A 17,234-nucleotide genomic window follows, 5' to 3' on the forward strand; every position below is an offset into this window, starting at 1 on the left:
CGCCGTGTCCGCAGGAGGTTCAGGTACGGGTGCTCGCCTGGACGGCCTGCCTGGCCCGCAGCGCGATCTCCAGCTCGAAGCGGATGTCCGGATCGGCGAGCTGGTCGCCGAACAGCTCCTCGAGCTGCCGCAGCCGGTAGCGCACGGTCTGCGGGTGCACGTGCAGCGTGGCGGCCACCTCGCCCGCGCCCCGGCCGTGCCGCAGCCAGGCCAGCAGCGTCTCCGCGAGCCGGTCCTGCTGGGCGGGCCGCAGGTCGGCCAGGGGCGCCAGCCGCGCTTCCGCCAGCGTGCCGACCAGCTCCTCGTCCTTGAACACCACCAGCGTCGCCATGTGGTCCGCGCACCGCAGCGGCCCCCTGGGCAGGATGCCGCGCCGCGACAGCTCCAGGGCCTCTCCGGCCCAGCGCAGCGAGGTCGCGGCGGCCGAGAGGGGCACGGCGGGGCCGATCGCGGCCTGGCGTCCGCGCAACGCCTGGTCGAGCAGCTGGGCCTGGCCGGGACCGGTGGGGTCGGGCGCGAGCAGGCAGGGCACGGGCCTGTCCAGCCCGGTGAGCACGTCGGGCGGCAGCGCGGGCGCGCGGTAGGCGCCGTGCCGGTCGTCGAACGCCACGCAGGCGACCGTCCTGGGCTGCCGCCACCCGGCGGCCTTGGCCAGCTCGGCGATGGCCTCCGCGCTGGCGGGCGGGCGGCTGAGCAGCAGGTCGAGCAGGCGGCCGCGGCGGCGTTCGGTCTCGCCCGCGGCGTGCGCCCGGGCCTCCTCGAAGCCCTCGGCCGCCGCGTCGGCGAGCCGGTCGAGGTAGACGAAGATGGCCTCGCCCAGGTCGTACAGGGTCTGCGGGGACAGGCGCAGCGGCTCGGCCAGCTCGGTCAGCCGCCGCCAGCAGACCCGGGCGCCGAGCCGCATCGCGGTCTGCAGCGGCTCGAGGTTGCGGCCCTCGGCCGCCTCGCCCCTGCCGATCATGCGGAACGGCTCGGGGTCCCAGGGGGCGCCCGGGTTCTCGACGCGGTCGAGGAAGCCCTCGATGGCCTGCTCGGCCGCCATCCTGACGACCTTGATGTAGAGCTCGTCCGATGGCCTGGCGTACTCGGGGATCCGGGTCTGGATCTCCTCGATCACCTCTGCCGAGACCCTGCCGATGCCCGCCCTGAGCGCCTGCACGGGGATTTCACTCGTGATGACCATCGTCCCTCCCGTCGCCATTGTGACCCAGGCAACAGGAGAATGTGTAGCAAGAGCTTGTTTTTGTCACTTCTGGAGGAAAGCGGCGAACTCCTCCAGGTCGATCAGGCCGTCGCCGTCCTTGTCGAGCTTCAGCACGCCTTCCTGGGCGGCCTCCAGGGTCACCGGCTGGCCGAGCACCTCCATCAGCTTCACGAGCTCGACGGCGGAGATGCGGCCGTCCTTGTCGGCGTCGATGAGGTCGAAGGTGATGGCGTAGTCGCTCATGGGGGTCACCCTTCCACGTGAATGGATGTCGCGTCAGACCTTAGTGGCGACCCGCCGTAGCGCGTCGACGAATGCCATGACTTGTGGGCTCACATCCCCTTCTCGCCAGGCGATGGCGAGCTGCCCGGGAGCCAGCCCGGTCACCGGGCGGTAGGCCAGCCCGGGCCGGTTGTAGAGCGCGGCGTTCCCCTCGGCGACCAGCACCACCCCGAGCCCGCTGGTCACGGCCTCGAACACCTCCTCCGGCGTGTTCGCGGTGAACCCGACGACCGGCTCGTCGTCGCGGGCGTCCCGCGCGAGCCAGAAGTCCCGCAGCGGCCCGGCCTCCGGCGGCAGGGCGATGAACGGCTCGTCGCGCAGCGCCTCGAACGGGATCTCCGCCAGCTCCGCGAGCGGATGGCCGTCCGGCATGGCCACCCCTCTGCCCTCGGTGGCCAGCACGTACGTCCGCAGCCCCGGCGGCACCGGCAGCCAGATGAACGCCACGTCGGAGGACCCGTCGGCCAGCCCGCCGCTGGGGTCGTCCCAGCCCACCAGCCTGAGCGACACCTCCCATCCCGGCATCGCCGTACGGAACCCCCGCAGCGCCTCCTGTTGCAGCCCCCTGCCCACAGCTGTCTGCATCCCGATCACCAGCGTCCCGGCGGGCGCGGCGGCCCGCGCGGACTCGACCCCGCTCGTCCACCGTTCGAGCAGGTCGCGGACGATCGGCAGGAGCGCCTCGCCCTGCCTGGTGAGCACCACGCCGCTGTGCACCCGCTCGAACAGCCGGAACCCGAGCTGCCGCTCCAGCACCCTGAGTTGCTTGGACAGCGCCGGTTGGGACACGAAGAGCCGCTCCGAGGCCCGCGTCACGTTCAGCTCCTCGGCCACGGCCATGAAGTAGCGCAGCTCACGCAGGTGCACGTCCATAACCAATGGTTATACCAAGGGGTCTTGGACGCGGCAGAGGCGCGCGCAGCAGGATCGAAGCCATGAAGACACGTACTCTTGGCGGCTTGCGGGTTCCCGCCATCGGCTTCGGCGCCATGGTCCTGTCGCCGGGCGTCTACGGGGACGTCGACGACGCCCGCGCCGAGGTGGCGCTCAAGGCCGCGCTCGACGGGGGCGCGACCCACGTGGACACCAGCGACGCGTACGGCGTGGACGGCCACAACGAGCGCCTCGTGGGCCGGGCGATCAGGGGCCGCAGGGACGAGGTGGTGGTCGCGACCAAGTTCGGGCTCGCGATCCCCGAGGGTGAGCCGGGCAGGTCGCACCCGGTCGGTTACGCGTTCAACGAGCTACGGGTGAACGCCGACCCCCGCCTGATCCGGCGCTACGCGGAGCGCAGCCTGCGCAACCTCGACACCGACGTGATCGACCTCTACTACTCGCACTATCCCGACCCCGGCGTGCCGATCGAGGACATGACCGGCGCGCTGGCGGAGCTGGTGCGGGACGGGCTGGTCAAGCACATCGGCCTGTCCAACGTGACGGCCGCCCAGCTCAGGGCCGCGCACGCGGTCCACCCCGTGACGGCCGTGCAGAACGAGTGGTCGATGTGGCGCCCCCTGGATCCCGGCCTGCTGGCCGCCGCGCGGGAGCTCGGCGTGGGGATCGTGGCGTGGAGCCCGCTCGGCACCGGCTTCCTGACGGGCACCGTGGAGGCGCTCGCCGAGGGCGACTTCCGGCACAACGCGCCCCGCTTCTCGGCGGAGAACCTGGCGGGCAACAACGACCGCTACGCCCCGATCAGGGCCCTGGCGGCGCAGCTCGGCATCACGCCCGCCCAGCTCGCCCTGGCCTGGCTGCTGCACCAGGACGAGCACGTGGTGACCATCCCCGGCAGCCGCACTCCCGCCCACATCGAGGAGAACCTGGCGGCGGCCGACCTCACCCTCCACGCCGACACGCTGGCCAGGGTCGACGAGGCCCTCGCCAAGTTCGAGGTGACAGGCGGGACGCTCCTGTGAACGCGACCGGCCAGGGCGCGTATCGCGCTCCTGGCCGGTCTCGTACGTCTTCGGTATGTCTCAGGCGGCGTGCAGGTAGACCTGGCCGAAGACCTCCGACAGGTTCTTCAGGTCGGTGGCCACGTCGACCTCGGGGTTGGCCGGGTCGTAGATGGTCGCCAGGCGGGGGCGGACCGCGTCGAGCTTCTTGAGCTGGTCCCAGGTGACGTTGGCGGCCCACTTCTCGCCGTACACCCGGCTGACCTGGCCCTGGTCGTTCTGCCAGCGGGTCCACAGGGTGACCGTCTCGGCGGCGTCGTCCTGGAGCGGGGAGGCGATGCGCTCGGTGATCGCCTTGGTGGCCTGCTCCTCGTTGAGGTTGGAGGTGCCGGCGGTGGCGAAGGAGGCGTCCTCGCTGGCGATCTGCGCGTAGGCGTCCCAGGCGCGGGCGCGGACCTGGATCCACTGGTTGCGCTGGGCCTCGGTGGCGTCGATCTTCCAGGTGGCGTACTCGGTGCCCAGGTGGCCGTCGTCCAGGGAGAGCTGGTCGATCAGGCCCTTGGAGAGCCAGGCGCCGATGCGGTCGGGGTCGAGCAGCGGGTACTTCTTGGTCATCTCGGTCTTGCAGGCGTCGTTCGCGCCGCAGCCGAACAGCGGCACCACCGTGTGCGCCGACAGCTTCTTGCCCGGCACCGCGGTACGCAGCGCGACCGTGGCCTCATTCACGAACTTGTCCAGCTCGTCCGCCGTCGCGAACGTCTTGTTGTAGCCGAGCTGCGAGGTGAACCGGATGCCGATCACCCCGGGTTGCGTGGCGACCAGCGCGGCGATCTTCTTGACGCCCTCGGCCAGCTTGCCGGCCTTGTAGTCGTCGGCCAGCTCGGTCTCGATCCACAGGCGCATGGTCGTCTGGACGGCGGCCTGCGCGGCCTTGCCGGCCGGGGTCTCCTGCGCGGACTCCTTCTCGGCGGCGCTGATGCCGGTGGGGTCGACGTAGCCGCACTGGTCGCTGTTCTGGCACTCAGGCGTGCCGCCGTCCTCGGCGCCGGGGACGTCCGGGGAGTCGACGTCGTGCATCTCGCCGTCGCCCTCGGAGTCGGTCGGGCAGGAGTTGCCCTCTTCGGTGCAGTCCACCAGGATCGAGTTCGAGGGACCGGCTTCCTGCATGTGCTCGCCGTCGTTGTCCAGCCAGAACTTCGCGATGTCCGCGGCCTCCTCGGGGGTGGCCAGCCACCGGCAGACGACGTACGCCGGGGTGTCGGCCGACATCAGGTCGTTGCAGCCTCGGGGGTCGTCCTCCGACCACGCCGGGACGCCGACACCCAGGAGCGAGAGGGCTAATCCGATGACGAAGATCTGCCGCAGCCGCTTTCGCATGGCACCTTTACTTCCAGGGGATGATCGTGGGCATATCGCACACTATCCGGACGATCAATAACGTTCAATGAGATCTATGGCTTCTTCACGCACTATTCGACGCGAAGTAGCCGCGCTTGTTACGAGAACTCAGTCGTCCACCTCGACCCACGTCCAGCCGGCGCCGCCGGGGTCGGCGCGTACCGCCCGGGTGCGCCCCGCCGCCACCTTCACCCATCCCGGCTGCGGAGGCTCGGCGGGCACCGGCACCGGATCGGTGTCCGCGCCGAAGACGGCCGGCCGTCCCTTGACGGTGATCGCGGGCCGCCCGCCCGTCAACGGGCGCCGATCGCCCTGGGGAGCGGGCGGGAGTGAGGGCCTCTCGCGGGGCGGCTCGACTTCGTGAACGCTCGCGGACGCGGCGGGGGATCGGGCGCGCAGCGGCCACCAGTTCGCCGGGCCCAGCAGCCGCAGGGCGGCGGGCACCAGCAGCAGCCGCACCAGCACGGCGTCCACCGCCACCGCCACGCACAGACCCACCCCGAGCAGCCTCACCACCGCGATCCCGGCCGTCGCGAACGCCCCGCCGGCCGCCACCGTCAGCAGCGCCGCACCGATGATCACCTCCCGCGGCTCCGCCACCGCGGAGTTCCCCGTACGCGCCTCCGAGACCAGGAACACCTGGTGGACGACCGACAGCCCGAACGCCACGACCCCGATCAGCAGCGCGACGGAGACGTCCAGGGGGCCGGCGAAACCCAGGAAGCCGCTCCGGAACACCCACCCGATCACCCCGAACGACGCAGCGGCGGACAGCAGGCTCGCGATCACCGCCGGAACGGGCAGCACCAGCGACCCGAAGGCGAGCGACAGCACCGCCGCCATCGCCGAGCACACCACCACCGCCAGCCACGGCAGCGTGCCGGAGAGCCCGGCCAGGAGGTCCAGCCGCGCCGCGACGGGCCCGCCGACCACGACCTGCCGGACGTCCGGCCCCTGGGCCGCGGACCTGATCGCGGCGACCAGGTCCCCGGCCTGCGCCGACAGGGGATCGAGGTCGTGGCGGACGGCCAGCCGCACCGCGCGGTTCGGCCGCGAGAGGCCCGCCGTCTCGACCCCGGTGACGTGCGGCAGCCGCTCCAGCCGCTCCGTGATGGGGCGGACGTCGAGCGCGGTGACGGCGGTGCCGTCCAGCGGCTCCACCACGACGTGCACGTCGATCGGCGACAAGGCGTTCCTGGCGAAGTCGCGCTCGATCGTCTCGGTCACCCGGCGGCCCTCGGAGGCGGCGGGCAGCGCCCGGTGGTCCGCGTTCCCGAACTCGACGCGCAGCAGCGGTCCCGCCAGCGCGACCAGCACGATCGTCACCGCCACCAGGTACACGACCGGCCGGCGCGCCACGCCGTCCCACAGCCCGCCGTCCCGCCGTACGGACATGGGCCTGACGCGCAGCGCGTCCACGCGCCGCCCGAGCACCCCCAGCAGGGCGGGCGCCACGAGCACCGCGACCACCGAGGCGACCAGCGCCACGGCCGCCGCCGCCAGCCCGAGCGAGCCCAGGAACGGCTGCGGGAACAGCGTCAGCCCCAGCAGCGACGCGGCCACGCTCACCCCGGCCACGCCCACGGTCCGCCCGGCCGTGGCCACCGTGCCCGCCACGGCCTGCTCGTTCGACGCGCCGCCCCCGATCTCCTCCCTGAACGCCCTGAGCAGGAGCAGCGAGTACGCCGCCGCCAGCCCGAGCCCGAGGAGCACGACGGCATAGAAGGAGTAGACGGACACCCCGGGCAGCAGCGCCAGCGCGCCGAGCACCGCGAGCAGCCCCACGACCAGCGGCAACAGGGCCGCCACCAGGCTCCCGAACACCACCACGAGCAGCACCAGCAGCACCGGCGCCGCGACCGCCCCCGCGCGGGCCAGGTCGGCGGCGGCCTCGCCGTCGAGCTCGGCCTGCACCGGCACCGGCCCGCCGACCGCGACGCGCAGGTTCTTGACGGCCCTGAGCCGCGCCGCCACCGCCGCGTAGCTCGCCCGCTTGGCGCCCTTCAGCGTGACGATCGCGTACGTCGAATGCCCGTCCCTGGACACCATCGCCTTCGACCCGGTCGTCCAGTACGTGACCACCCCGCGCACGTACTCGGCCGGCAGCCCCCGCAGCGAGTCGTGCACCGCCTTCTTGTAGCGCGGGTCGCGCACCTTGACCGCCGGGTGCCGGTAGAGGACAACCACGTCGGGGCTCTGGCCGGCGTACCACTCCGCGCTCCAGCGCGCGGCGGTCGCCGAGTCGGCGCGCGGGTCCTCGAAGCCGCCGCCCACCGCCTGCCCGGACAGCGCCAGCGGCGCGACGAGCAGGGCCGCCACCAGGCTGAGCGCCAGCAGCGTCCATCTACCGCGATAGACCAGCCGCCCCAATGGAGTCCCCTCGCCGACAGCAGGGTCCTAGCAAATTACGGGAGATCGAGGCTGGATTCTTGCCAAACGCGCACATATTCCGCTTCCAGTCTTGTCAGCGGGACCCAATATTCAGGCGACATCGGCGAGAGAACTCGGCAGAATGGCGGGGTTTGACTGTTTTCAGGGGGGCGTGCCGGTGCACAGTTATCTCAGCGATCTCGGGTTGCTCCGGGATCGCCGTTTCGCGCTGCTGCTGTCGGCGCGGACCCTGTCGGTCCTGGGCAGCGCGTTCGCCCCGGTGGCCCTGGCGTTCGGCGTGCTCGGCCTGCCCGGCGCCACCGCCGCGACCCTGTCCGTCGTGCTCACCGCCGAGTCGGTGCCCATGATCGTGTTCATCCTGTTCGGCGGGGTGCTCGCGGACCGGCTGCCGCGCAAGTGGGTGATGATGGCCGGTGAGTCCCTGATGGCGATGGGGTTCTTCGCGCTGGGCGCGATGCTGCTCGCCGGCTGGACCCCGCTGCCCGCGCTGTCCGCGGCGGCGGCGGTGACCGGGGTGGGTATTGCGATCATGTTCCCGGCGCTGACCGGGATCATCCCCGAGGTCGTGCCGCCCGACCGGCTGCAGGCCGGCAACGCCCTGCTCGGCCTGGGCCAGAACGCCTCGCGGGTGGCGGGCGCGGTGCTGGGCGGCGGCACGGTGGTGCTACTCGGCGGAGACGAGGGATGGGCCCGGGGCGGGGGCTGGGCGCTGGTCATGAGCGGCGCGATGTTCGCGGTGGCGGGCGCGCTGCTGGCGCTGCTGCGGCTGGAGCCGGTCGCGAACCGGCGGGAGCGGCACTCGGTGCTGGCCGACCTGCGGGACGGCTGGCGGGAGTTCAGCTCGCGGCAGTGGATCTGGGTGGTGGTCGCGCAGTTCTCGCTGATGGTCATGGCCATCCAGGCCGGTCACGGGGTGCTCGGCCCGCTGATCGCGAAGGAGACGCTGGGCGGGCCCGCGGCCTGGTCGGCGTTCCTGGCGGGCGAGGCGGTCGGGACGATCGTCGGCGTGCTGGTCGCGATGCGGCTGCGGCCGCGCCGGCCGATCCTGGTGGCCGTGCTGCTCTGCCTGCCGCCCGCGCTGCCGTACGTGCTGCTGGGGCTGGACGCGCCGCTCTGGGCGATCGTGGCCGGGGCGTTCGTGCTGGGCGTGTGCTTCGACGTGTTCGGCGTCCTGTGGCAGACCACGATGCAGCGCGAGGTGCCGTCCGAGTCGCTGTCGCGGGTGAGCTCGTACGACATGCTCGGGTCGATGATGTTCGGGCCGATCGGGCTGCTGGTGGCGGGGCAGGCGGCCGACCTGTTCGGCACGGAGGAGACGCTGCTCGCCTGTGCCGTCATCATCGTGCTGTCCACCCTCGCCGCCCTGCTGGCTCCCGGGGTGCGCAACCTGCGCGCCCCGGAGCGGGAGCCGATCTCAAGCTGACCTGAAGTAGGCGTTGGCCCTGGGCTGGAACATCAGCGTCACCGCCCCCAGCACGGCCACCACGTGCAGGATCCGGCTGCCCGCGAAGATCAGCCCCATCGCGTCCGTCCCGGCGACGGCCTCCGCGATCGAGCCGCCGGCCAGCAGCCACTGGACGGGGCCGATCACGAGAGAGAGCGTGCCGAAGACGCCGAGTGTCACGCCGAGGGTCCAGCGTGCCCAGTTCGCCCCGGCCTTGAGCCGCAGCGCCAGGAAGGCGGCCCCCGCGAACACCGCCAGCCGGATCCCGACCTGCGGCAGCAGTTCGGCGACCGTGGAGGCGCCCGTGTACAGCTGCTCGGAGACCACCAGCACGGTCTCCAGCGCCCCGAAGGCGACGGCGACCAGCCAGAGCATGGCGGCGGTGTGGACGACGGGCGGCGGGTCGGCTCTGCGGGGGGTGTCGAGGACGGTGGTCATGGCGTGGCCTCCAAAGGTGAATGACTACGCCTGAAGTGTCCGCTTTCGGGCGGGGTGGGGGCATGCCCGCTGGCCGCCGAGTTCCGGTGAGGCGAGCCCTACCACGCGTGCGCCGGAGGGCAGGCTCAGGCGATGATGAGCCGTACCACGACGCCCGCGCAGTTTCCCGCCACGCAGATCCGCACCGGCACCTCGGAGATGCCCGCGGCCGCGGGCACGCCGCTCACGTGGCCGTCGGGCCCGATGATCACGTCGCGGGGCAGCGTGGCGCGGTCGGTCACGGTGAACGTCGGCAGCACGCCGGACGGGCCGCCGTTGATGCCGATCTCCCCGTTCAGCGGGGTGCCGGCCCGGCCGGGGAAGGTCAGCTCGCGCGGCTCCCACGGCACGTTGCCGAGCACGACGAAGGTGAGCCGCTGGTCCTGGCACGACTGCCCCTCGCACATCCGGACGGCGGCGAGGTACGTGCCGGAACGCTGCGGCTTGCCGTACAGCAGGCCGCGCTGGTCGACCCTGATCCCGACCGCGAGGTAGCCGGGGCGGAACGTGACGCCCTTCGCGGCGGGCAGGAGCTGCTGGTGCACCTCGATGCCCTCGGTGACGTAGAAGGTGTCCTCGACCAGGCTCCCGTGCACGGGGTCGAGGGGGAGTTGCCGGGACATCGGCGTCATGGTGAGCGTGGGCACGGCGGCGGACAACGCGCACACGGCGAAGCCCGCGAGCAGGAACACCCACCACTGCCGCATAGCCACCCCCCGACCTCTCCGGGTACGTACCCTCACCAGCGCGAACAGTCACTGGATAATCAGTCGCATGGCCGCTGAATCCGCTCAGACCCTGGAACGCGGGCTTCGCCTGCTGAGACTGCTCGCCGACGGGAGGGGCGGCCGGACGCCGACCGAGCTGAGCGCTGAGCTGTCGCTGAGCCGTCCCGTGGTGTACCGGCTGCTGACGACGCTGATGAACGAGGGGTTCGTGCGGCGGGACGCCGAGGGGCGGGTGCACCTCGGGTTCGGGGTGCTGGTGCTGGCGCAGGCCGTGCAGCCGCTGCTGCGGGCCGCGGCGGTGCCGACGCTGCGGCGGCTGGCCGAGGCCGTGGGCGCGACCGCGCACCTGACCGTGGCCGAGGGCGACGACGGGCTGGCCGTGGCGGTGGTGGAGCCGTCCTGGACCGACATGCACGTGGCCTATCGCGAGGGCTCGCGCCATCCGCTGACGAAAGGCGCGGCGGGGCAGGCGATCCTGGCGCTGCGCGAGGGGCGTGACGACTACTTCGCGACGGAGGGGCAGTTGCAGGAAGGTGCGCGGGGCGTCGCCGCGCCTGTCACCGGGCTGCCCTGGTTGGAGGCGTCGGTGGGGGTGGTGACGTTCGGGCCGCTCGAGGAGTCCACGGGCCCTCGGGTGGTCGCCGCCGCCGCCGAGCTGGCCGCCGCGCTGGGTTGACATCTCCAGGCCGATGGCGGACGGTTGTTACATATAAAGGACGTATTCGTCCGATAAACGGACATCATGGAGGCAGCGGATGCCGTACTACCGCGTCGTTGGGGAGGTGCCGCGCAAGCGGCACGTGCAGTTCAGACGGCCGGACGGTGGTCTCTACGCCGAGGAGCTGATGGGTGAGGAAGGCTTCTCGTCCGACTCCTCGCTGCTCTACCACCGCTACCTGCCGACCGCGATCGTCAAGGCGGAGGCGGTCACGCCGACGGTGGAGACCCGGCTGGAGCCCAACCTGCCGCTCTCGCCGCGCCATTTCCGCACGCAGGAGCTGTCCAGCGCGGGCGACCTGGTCACGGGACGCATGCTGCTGGCGGGCAACGGCGACGTCCGATTGTCGTACGCCGTCAGCGACCGGCCGAGCGAGCTCTACCGCGACTCGATGGGTGACGAGTGCGTCTACGTGCAGGGCGGCCGGGTCCGCTTCGAGTCCACGTACGGCGTGATCGAGGCCGGTGAGGGCGACTACATCGTCATCCCGACCGGAACGATCCACCGCTGGGTGCCGGACGGCCAGGTCAGCGTGCTGGCCATCGAGGCGGCCGGGCACATCAGGCCGCCCAAGCGCTACCTGTCGCAGTACGGGCAGTTCCTGGAGCACGCCCCCTACTGCGAGCGCGACCTGCGCAGTCCCGCCGAGCCGTTCACGGTCGAGGGGGAGGAGGTGCCGGTGCTGGTGCGCACGCGGGGCGGGCTGAGCCGGCTGGTCTACCGCAACCACCCGTTCGACGTGGTGGGCTGGGACGGCTACCTCTACCCGTACGCGTTCAACATCGATGACTTCGAGCCGATCGTGAAGAAGACGCACGCGCCGCCGCCCGTCCACCAGACGTTCGAGGGGCCGGGGTTCGTCGTGTGCTCCTTCTGCCCGAGGCCGCTCGACTTCCACCCGGAGTCCGTGCCGATCCCGTACAACCACCACAATGTGGACTCCGACGAGTTCATGTTCTACGTGGGCGGCGACTACTCCGCGCGCAAGGGCTCGGGCATCGACATCGGCTCGATCTCGCTGCATCCCGCCGGGTTCACGCACGGGCCGCAGCCCGGTGCGGTCGAGGCGGTGATCGACGCGGTCTCCCGCGGCATCACGACGACGAGCGAGAAGGCCGTCATGGTGGACACGTTCCGCCCGCTCGACCTCGGGCAGGGCGCGCTGTCCTGCGAGGACACCGGCTACGCGTGGACCTGGTCACGATGAGCGTCTACACCGAACTCGTGGACGACGCGGGCCTGTTCCCGCCGACGTCCCTGCACATGGACGAGGCGCTGGCCCGCAACCGGCGCGACCAGGAGCACGGCAGCTCCGTGCTCACGCACCGGTTCCTGTGCCCGGCCAGCCGGCTGCACCGGCTGCGCGACATGGAGTACCGGCCGCGGCGGATCGGGCTGATCCTCGACCAGGAGGAGGTGCCCCCCTTCGACGACCTGCCCGTGGACTTCGTCGAGACCCGGCTGCCGCCGGGCCTGACGATCGAGGCACTGGCTGGCCGGCTCCGGCTGCCGGCGGGCGTGCGGCTCTTCGTGGAGGTGGCGGCGGGGAAGGTGAGCGTCGAGGTGCCCGACGGGGTCGGGCTGAAGGTGCGCTGCGGCGGGCTGACGGCCGACACGTTCCCGTCGGCGGAGCATCTCGCGGCGTTCATCGGGTTCTGCGTCGAGCACGACATCCCGTTCAAGGCCACGGCCGGGCTGCACCACGCCGTACGCCACTTCGACCCCGCGCTGGGCGTCGACCGGCACGGCTTCCTGAACCTGGTGCTCGCGGTCTGCGAGGCCGTGGACGGGCGCGACCCGGTGCCCGTGCTGCGGGCCACGGACGTCGGGCATCTCGTACGGCTCGCGCAGTCCGTACCGAGTGAGACCGCGAAACGGGCGCGGCGGCTGCTGGTGAGCTACGGCTCGTGCAGCACCAGCATCCCCGTCGATGACCTGCGCACCCTGGGACTGATCGCGTGACGGAGGGAAATTTCGTGAGCTGGGGAGTGGACAACCTGCCCTACGGCGTGTTCTCGCGTCCGGGCCAGGCGCCCCGCGTGGGCGTCCGGTACGGCGACAAGGTGCTCGACCTGGCGCCCGCCCTGCACGACGAGGTCTTCGACGCGCCCTCGCTCAACCCGTTCATGGCCCGCGGGCGGACGGCCTGGCACGACACCAGGACGCTGATCCGCAACAAGCTCACCGGCGACCTCGCCGTGACCGAGCGGCACCTGGTCCCGCTGGAGCAGGTGCGGCTGCACATGCCGTTCGAGGTGGCCGACTACGTCGACTTCTACTGCTCGATCGACCACGCGAGCAACATCGGCCAGATCTTCCGGCCCGGCACCGAGCCGCTGCAGCCCAACTGGCGGCACCTGCCCGTCGGCTACCACGGCAGGGCCGGGACGGTCGTGGTGTCGGGCACGCCGGTCAGGCGCCCGCACGGGCAGCTCGGACGCGGGGCGTTCGGGCCGTGCGCGAAGCTGGACATCGAGGCGGAGCTGGGGTTCGTGGTGGGTGTGCCCACCGAGCTCGGCTCGCCCGCCGGGGCCTTCGAGGACCACGTGTTCGGGGTGACGCTGGTCAACGACTGGAGCGCGCGTGACATCCAGTCGTGGGAGTACGTGCCGCTCGGGCCGTTCCTGGCCAAGTCGTTCGCCACGTCCATCTCGCCGTGGATCACGCCGCTGGAGGCGCTGCCCCGCGTCCCCGGCCGTGCCCAGGACCCGGAGCCGGCCGACTACCTGCGCAGGCGGGCGGACTGGGGGCTGGACATCTCCCTTGAGGTCCTGCTCAACGGGGAGGTCGTGTCCCGGCCCCCGTACGCGAGCATGTACTGGACGCCCGACCAGATGCTCGCGCACATGACGGTGAACGGGGCCTCCCTGCGGACCGGAGACCTGTTCGCCAGCGGCACAATCTCGGGGCCCTCGCGCGGCGAGCGCGGCTCGTTCATCGAGCTGACCTGGAACGGGACCGACCCGCTCAAGCTCGCGAACGGCGAGACGCGCTCGTTCCTGGAGGACGGGGACACGGTGACGATCCGGGCCACCGCCGGCGCCGTGATATTGGGGGAGGTTTCCGGAATTATCGTATAGGTGACTCAACGTGCTTGATCGCTGACTCGCCGCTACCCTGATGTCACCCCCCTTCCCTCGGACAGCAGGAGTGACATGCGGCGGGCCGTGCTGACTTGTGTCGCCTTCCTCCTCCTGGTCTGCGGCTGCTCCTCGGCGCCGGCCAGGCCCCCGTCCGCGCCCCCGGTCGTGCGGGTCTCGCCCGCGTTCGACTCCACCCGGGCCCGCACCGACCGCGGCCTGGTGGTCAGGGCCCGCGGCGGCACGCTCAGCCGGGTGCTGGTCTCGGAGGGCGGGGAGCAGGTGCCCGGCCGGCTCGACGGCTCCCACACGATGTGGCGCTCCGCCTGGACGCTCAAGCCCGCGGCCGAATACTCGGTGACGGTCACGGCGACCGGCGCCGGCGGTCCGGCCACGGTCGCAGTCGGCCGCTTCCACACCCGGGCCGCGGTCAGGTCGTTCCAGGTGGCCGCGACGGCGCCGCTGCCGGGCGAGACGGTCGGCGCCGGCATGCCGGTCGTCATCGACTTCGACACTCCGGTGGAGGACAAGGCGGCCGTCGAGCGGGCGCTGGAGGTCCAGGCGCAGACGCCGGTCGAGGGTGCGTGGCGGTGGATCAGCGACACCCAGGTGGTCTACCGCACCCGGCGGTTCTGGCCGCCTCACCAGCAGGTCACGGTCACCGCGCATCTGGCCGGCGTACGCGCGGGCAGCGGCCTCTACGGCACCACCGACTCCACCTTCGCCTTCACCGTCGGGCGCAGGCAGACCAGCACGATCGACACCCGGACCCACCAGATGGTCGTCCGCCGCGACGGTTCGATCGCGCAGCGGATGGCCATCAGCGCGGGCATGGCCACCACCCCCGAATACACCACGACCAGCGGCATCCACCTGACCATGGACAAGGGCAACCCGGTCCGCATGGTCTCCCCGGGGCGCGTCAAGGGCGACCCCGGCTTCTACGACATGCTGATCGACCACGCCGTGCGCATCTCCAACAGCGGCGAATACGTGCACGCGAAGGACAACGTGTGGGCGCAGGGCCGGGCCAACGTCAGCCACGGCTGCATCAACGCCAGGCCCGACCAGGCGGCCTGGTTCTACGACACCTCCCTGCGCGGCGACCCGGTCACGATCGTCGGCACCGACCGGGAGCTCGGCTGGGACAACGGATGGGGTTTCTGGCAGCTCCCGTGGGAGAAGTGGCGCGAGGGAAGCGCCCTGGTCGAAGCCGATCCCGCGGGGGCACGGGTGCCACCGGGATGATTCCGGGATTACGGTAGAGAGGGGGGAACCAGTCGCGAACTCAGGCCCGTTGTCCCATCAGGAGGGCCGGACATGGATGAATGGATCATCTGGGTAATCCTCGCGGTAGTCCTCGGCGTGGCCGAAATATTCACCCTTACGGCCTCGCTCGGGCTTTTGGGTGCGGCGGCTCTGCTCACCGCCGTCACCGCCGCCATCGGGCTGCCCGTCCCCCTGCAGTTGCTCTGCTTCGCCCTGTCGTCCGCCGCCGGTCTGATGGTGCTCAGACCGATCGCGATGCGCCACATCAAGCAGCCTCCGCTGCAGCGGTTCGGCGTGGAAGCACTCGTCGGCAAGCCCGCCTACGTGGTCTCGGAGGTGACGGGCCGCGACGGTCGTGTGCGCATCGGGGGCGAGGAGTGGTCGGCGCGCGCCTACGACGAGACGCTGGTGATCCCCACGGGGGCGACCGTCGACATCATCGAGATCGAAGGGGCGACAGCCCTCGTATATCCCCGGGAGTGACTCATGGATCCGCTGTTGCTGGTCGGACTGCTCGTCATACTCTTCGCGGTGTTCACCGTGCTCAAGGCGGTGCGGATCGTCCCGCAGGCGCGGGCCCGCAACGTCGAGCGCCTCGGCCGCTACCACCGCACGCTCAAGCCGGGGCTCAACTTCGTCATCCCTTACGTCGACCGCGTCTACCCCATGATCGACCTGCGCGAACAGGTCGTCTCCTTCCGCCCGCAGCCCGTCATCACCGAGGACAACCTGGTCGTCGAGATCGACACCGTCCTCTACTTCCAGGTCACCGACCCGCGGGCGGCGGCGTACGAGATCGCCAACTACATCCAGGCCGTCGAGCAGCTCACCGTCACCACCTTGCGTAACGTCGTCGGCTCCATGGACCTGGAGAAGACCCTCACCTCGCGCGACACCATCAACAGCCAGCTCCGCGGCGTGCTCGACGAGGCCACCGGCAAGTGGGGCATCCGCGTCAACCGCGTCGAGATCAAGGCCATCGACCCGCCCAAGACCATCAAGGACGCGATGGAGAAGCAGATGCGGGCCGAACGCGACAAGCGCGCCGCGATCCTCAACGCCGAGGGCCAGCGGCAGTCGCAGATCCTCACGGCGGAGGGCGACAAGCAGAGCCGCATCCTGCGTGCCGAGGGCCAGCGCACCGCCGCCATCCTGGAGGCCGAGGGCCAGTCGCGCGCCATCGACCAGGTCTTCCAGGCCGTGCACCGCAACGACCCCGACCCGAAGCTGCTGGCCTACCAGTACCTCCAGGTGCTGCCGCAGCTCGCGCAGGGCGACGGCAACACGTTCTGGGTGATCCCGAGCGAGGTCACCTCGGCGCTGCAGGGGGTCTCCCGGGCGTTCACGGAGGCCCTGCCCCGGTCGGCGGCGACGCGGGAGGAGGCGCCGGAGACGTCGGAGTTCGACGAGGAGGTGGCCAAGGCGTCGGAGGCTGCGGCCGAGGCGGTGGCGGACGCCCAGGACGCCGAGAGCCCCGACGGCCCGCGCCAGCTCACCCAGGGCGTCGAGGAGCCGTCCCCGTTCCCCGACCTGGACCGCAAGCACACCGAGGCCGAGCGCTGACACCCCGGACCGGGCGCCCGCCGCGAGCCGGTGGGCGCCCCCGGTTGAGGGTCGAGGAGTGAGGCTTCGCGCTCGAGGGTGAGGTGAAGTGGTCGAGGAGTGAGGTCTGAGTCAGACGGGTTCAGGCGATGACTTCGAACAGGTGGCGAAGCCCTGGCAACGTCCCCTACGTTCTGTGGTCACTCGAATGCAACGGGCCAGGCGGACATGGCGAGGGCGGCGATGTGGTGGAGGTCGGTCCGGGTGGCGCCGTCGCGGGACTGGGTGGACATGCCCTGGATGATGGCGGCGTAGAAGGTCGCCAGCCCCGCCGTGTCCGTGCCGGCCGGGAGGCGACCGGCCGCCAGGTCGTCGTCGATGCGTGCCTTGAGCGCCGCCTTGCTGCCTTCCCTGAAGCCGCGTAGCAGCTCCTCCACCTCGGCCGACTCCGGACCGCAGTTCACCGCCGCCGTGATGATCAGGCACCCCGTCGGATGCGAGCGGCTCGAATACTCGTCGGCGGCCTCGCGCAGCACACGTTCGATGGCCTGGCGGCCGGTCGGTTCCTCGGCGAGGGCCCGGGTCGTGAAGGCGCCGTACGTCTCCTGGTAGCGCCGCACCGCCTCCTCGAACAGCCGTCGCTTGTCGCCGAAGGCCGCGTACAGGCTGGGTGGGCGGATCCCCATGGCGGCGGTCAGCTCGGCGATCGAGGTCGCCTCGTAGCCGTGCCGCCAGAACGCGAGCAGCGCGGTCTCCAGCGCTGCCTCCCTGTCGAACGCCCGCTGTCTGGCCATGCCCACATTCTA

Annotated in this window: 17 protein-coding genes; 9 read left to right on the forward strand and 8 right to left on the reverse strand. The window is 71.5% G+C overall.

Translation table 11 applies throughout. The annotated features are described in order from the left end of the window. Positions 1 to 19: 19 nt before the first annotated feature. The 3 genes from ACWEPL_RS03280 to ACWEPL_RS03290 all read right to left on the reverse strand — a co-directional run bounded on the left by ACWEPL_RS03280 (position 20) and on the right by ACWEPL_RS03290 (position 2,359). Entirely contained in the window at positions 20 to 1,183 is a 1,164-nt protein-coding gene (locus ACWEPL_RS03280) for a PucR family transcriptional regulator (RefSeq protein ID WP_363970216.1), read from the reverse strand. A 63-nt stretch (positions 1,184 to 1,246) separates the two neighbouring features. Continuing rightward, positions 1,247 to 1,447 (reverse strand): EF-hand domain-containing protein, encoded by a 201-nt coding sequence (locus ACWEPL_RS03285; protein ID WP_192788314.1) that lies wholly within the window; start codon positions 1,445 to 1,447, stop codon positions 1,247 to 1,249. Positions 1,448 to 1,480: 33 nt separating this feature from the next. After that, positions 1,481 to 2,359, reverse strand: a complete 879-nt coding sequence (locus tag ACWEPL_RS03290) for a LysR family transcriptional regulator (RefSeq protein WP_452434968.1) — start codon at positions 2,357 to 2,359, stop codon at positions 1,481 to 1,483. 62 nt (positions 2,360 to 2,421) lie between these two features. On the opposite strand from ACWEPL_RS03290, the gene ACWEPL_RS03295 reads away from it, so the two are divergent. Further along, entirely contained in the window at positions 2,422 to 3,402 is a 981-nt protein-coding gene (locus tag ACWEPL_RS03295) for an aldo/keto reductase (protein ID WP_452434970.1), read from the forward strand. 60 nt (positions 3,403 to 3,462) lie between these two features. Here the strand turns inward: ACWEPL_RS03295 and ACWEPL_RS03300 are convergent, their stop codons facing one another. Continuing rightward, the gene (locus ACWEPL_RS03300) at positions 3,463 to 4,758 is read right to left on the reverse strand and encodes a hypothetical protein (protein WP_355209586.1); all 1,296 of its coding nucleotides are present in this window, start codon (positions 4,756 to 4,758) and stop codon (positions 3,463 to 3,465) included. A 129-nt stretch (positions 4,759 to 4,887) separates the two neighbouring features. After that, complete coding sequence (locus ACWEPL_RS03305) at positions 4,888 to 7,149, reverse strand: MMPL family transporter (protein ID WP_452434972.1); 2,262 nt, start codon at positions 7,147 to 7,149, stop codon at positions 4,888 to 4,890. A 178-nt stretch (positions 7,150 to 7,327) separates the two neighbouring features. On the opposite strand from ACWEPL_RS03305, the gene ACWEPL_RS03310 reads away from it, so the two are divergent. After that, positions 7,328 to 8,593 (forward strand): MFS transporter, encoded by a 1,266-nt coding sequence (locus ACWEPL_RS03310; protein WP_363970224.1) that lies wholly within the window; start codon positions 7,328 to 7,330, stop codon positions 8,591 to 8,593. Here the strand turns inward: ACWEPL_RS03310 and ACWEPL_RS03315 are convergent. After that, complete coding sequence (locus ACWEPL_RS03315; RefSeq protein ID WP_363970226.1) at positions 8,585 to 9,052, reverse strand: hypothetical protein; 468 nt, start codon at positions 9,050 to 9,052, stop codon at positions 8,585 to 8,587. The two genes, ACWEPL_RS03310 and ACWEPL_RS03315, sit on opposite strands and share 9 nt — an antisense overlap. 125 nt (positions 9,053 to 9,177) lie before the next feature. Continuing rightward, on the reverse strand, positions 9,178 to 9,798 hold the full coding sequence (locus tag ACWEPL_RS03320; protein ID WP_452434973.1) for a hypothetical protein: 621 nt from the start codon (positions 9,796 to 9,798) through the stop codon (positions 9,178 to 9,180). Between the two features lie 67 nt (positions 9,799 to 9,865). On the opposite strand from ACWEPL_RS03320, the gene ACWEPL_RS03325 reads away from it, so the two are divergent. The 7 genes from ACWEPL_RS03325 (at position 9,866) to ACWEPL_RS03355 (ending at position 16,449) form a co-directional block, all read left to right on the forward strand. Continuing rightward, positions 9,866 to 10,495, forward strand: a complete 630-nt coding sequence (locus ACWEPL_RS03325; protein WP_363970230.1) for a helix-turn-helix domain-containing protein — start codon at positions 9,866 to 9,868, stop codon at positions 10,493 to 10,495. A 79-nt stretch (positions 10,496 to 10,574) separates the two neighbouring features. After that, positions 10,575 to 11,744 (forward strand): homogentisate 1,2-dioxygenase domain-containing protein, encoded by a 1,170-nt coding sequence (locus tag ACWEPL_RS03330; protein ID WP_452434975.1) that lies wholly within the window; start codon positions 10,575 to 10,577, stop codon positions 11,742 to 11,744. Next, positions 11,726 to 12,499, forward strand: a complete 774-nt coding sequence (locus tag ACWEPL_RS03335) for a hypothetical protein (RefSeq protein ID WP_363970232.1) — start codon at positions 11,726 to 11,728, stop codon at positions 12,497 to 12,499. Before ACWEPL_RS03330 ends, ACWEPL_RS03335 begins: the two co-directional genes overlap by 19 nt. Before the next feature lie 14 nt (positions 12,500 to 12,513). Continuing rightward, positions 12,514 to 13,617 carry a fumarylacetoacetase gene (gene fahA / locus ACWEPL_RS03340; protein ID WP_452434977.1) on the forward strand — a complete coding sequence of 368 codons (1,104 nt, stop codon included), beginning with the start codon at positions 12,514 to 12,516 and terminating at the stop codon, positions 13,615 to 13,617. Positions 13,618 to 13,692: 75 nt separating this feature from the next. Continuing rightward, a complete protein-coding gene (locus ACWEPL_RS03345) occupies positions 13,693 to 14,865 on the forward strand; it encodes an Ig-like domain-containing protein (RefSeq protein ID WP_452434978.1) in 1,173 nt (390 codons plus the stop codon). A gap of 72 nt (positions 14,866 to 14,937) precedes the next feature. Beyond that, a complete protein-coding gene (locus ACWEPL_RS03350; protein WP_350738386.1) occupies positions 14,938 to 15,369 on the forward strand; it encodes an NfeD family protein in 432 nt (143 codons plus the stop codon). A gap of 3 nt (positions 15,370 to 15,372) precedes the next feature. After that, entirely contained in the window at positions 15,373 to 16,449 is a 1,077-nt protein-coding gene (locus ACWEPL_RS03355) for an SPFH domain-containing protein (protein WP_363970238.1), read from the forward strand. Positions 16,450 to 16,628: 179 nt separating this feature from the next. Here ACWEPL_RS03355 and ACWEPL_RS03360 read toward each other — a convergent pair whose 3' ends face one another. Then, the gene (locus ACWEPL_RS03360) at positions 16,629 to 17,222 is read right to left on the reverse strand and encodes a TetR/AcrR family transcriptional regulator (RefSeq protein ID WP_452434980.1); all 594 of its coding nucleotides are present in this window, start codon (positions 17,220 to 17,222) and stop codon (positions 16,629 to 16,631) included. Between the last annotated feature and the right edge of the window lie 12 nt (positions 17,223 to 17,234).

This window comes from Nonomuraea sp. NPDC004186 (genome assembly GCF_053603495.1).

Excerpts from the sequence above, each read along its gene's own strand:
- ACWEPL_RS03315 (WP_363970226.1), bottom strand. The coding sequence starts at position 9,052 with ATGACCACCGTCCTCGACACCCCCCGCAGAGCCGACCCGCCGCCCGTC.
- ACWEPL_RS03345 (WP_452434978.1), top strand. The coding sequence starts at position 13,693 with ATGCGGCGGGCCGTGCTGACTTGTGTCGCCTTCCTCCTCCTGGTCTGC.
- ACWEPL_RS03325 (WP_363970230.1), top strand. The coding sequence starts at position 9,866 with ATGGCCGCTGAATCCGCTCAGACCCTGGAACGCGGGCTTCGCCTGCTG.
- ACWEPL_RS03360 (WP_452434980.1), bottom strand. The coding sequence starts at position 17,222 with ATGGCCAGACAGCGGGCGTTCGACAGGGAGGCAGCGCTGGAGACCGCG.
- ACWEPL_RS03355 (WP_363970238.1), top strand. The coding sequence starts at position 15,373 with ATGGATCCGCTGTTGCTGGTCGGACTGCTCGTCATACTCTTCGCGGTG.
- ACWEPL_RS03295 (WP_452434970.1), top strand. The coding sequence starts at position 2,422 with ATGAAGACACGTACTCTTGGCGGCTTGCGGGTTCCCGCCATCGGCTTC.
- ACWEPL_RS03285 (WP_192788314.1), bottom strand. The coding sequence starts at position 1,447 with ATGAGCGACTACGCCATCACCTTCGACCTCATCGACGCCGACAAGGAC.
- ACWEPL_RS03350 (WP_350738386.1), top strand. The coding sequence starts at position 14,938 with ATGGATGAATGGATCATCTGGGTAATCCTCGCGGTAGTCCTCGGCGTG.
- ACWEPL_RS03320 (WP_452434973.1), bottom strand. The coding sequence starts at position 9,798 with ATGCGGCAGTGGTGGGTGTTCCTGCTCGCGGGCTTCGCCGTGTGCGCG.
- ACWEPL_RS03280 (WP_363970216.1), bottom strand. The coding sequence starts at position 1,183 with ATGGTCATCACGAGTGAAATCCCCGTGCAGGCGCTCAGGGCGGGCATC.
- ACWEPL_RS03290 (WP_452434968.1), bottom strand. The coding sequence starts at position 2,359 with ATGGACGTGCACCTGCGTGAGCTGCGCTACTTCATGGCCGTGGCCGAG.
- ACWEPL_RS03330 (WP_452434975.1), top strand. The coding sequence starts at position 10,575 with ATGCCGTACTACCGCGTCGTTGGGGAGGTGCCGCGCAAGCGGCACGTG.
- ACWEPL_RS03300 (WP_355209586.1), bottom strand. The coding sequence starts at position 4,758 with ATGCGAAAGCGGCTGCGGCAGATCTTCGTCATCGGATTAGCCCTCTCG.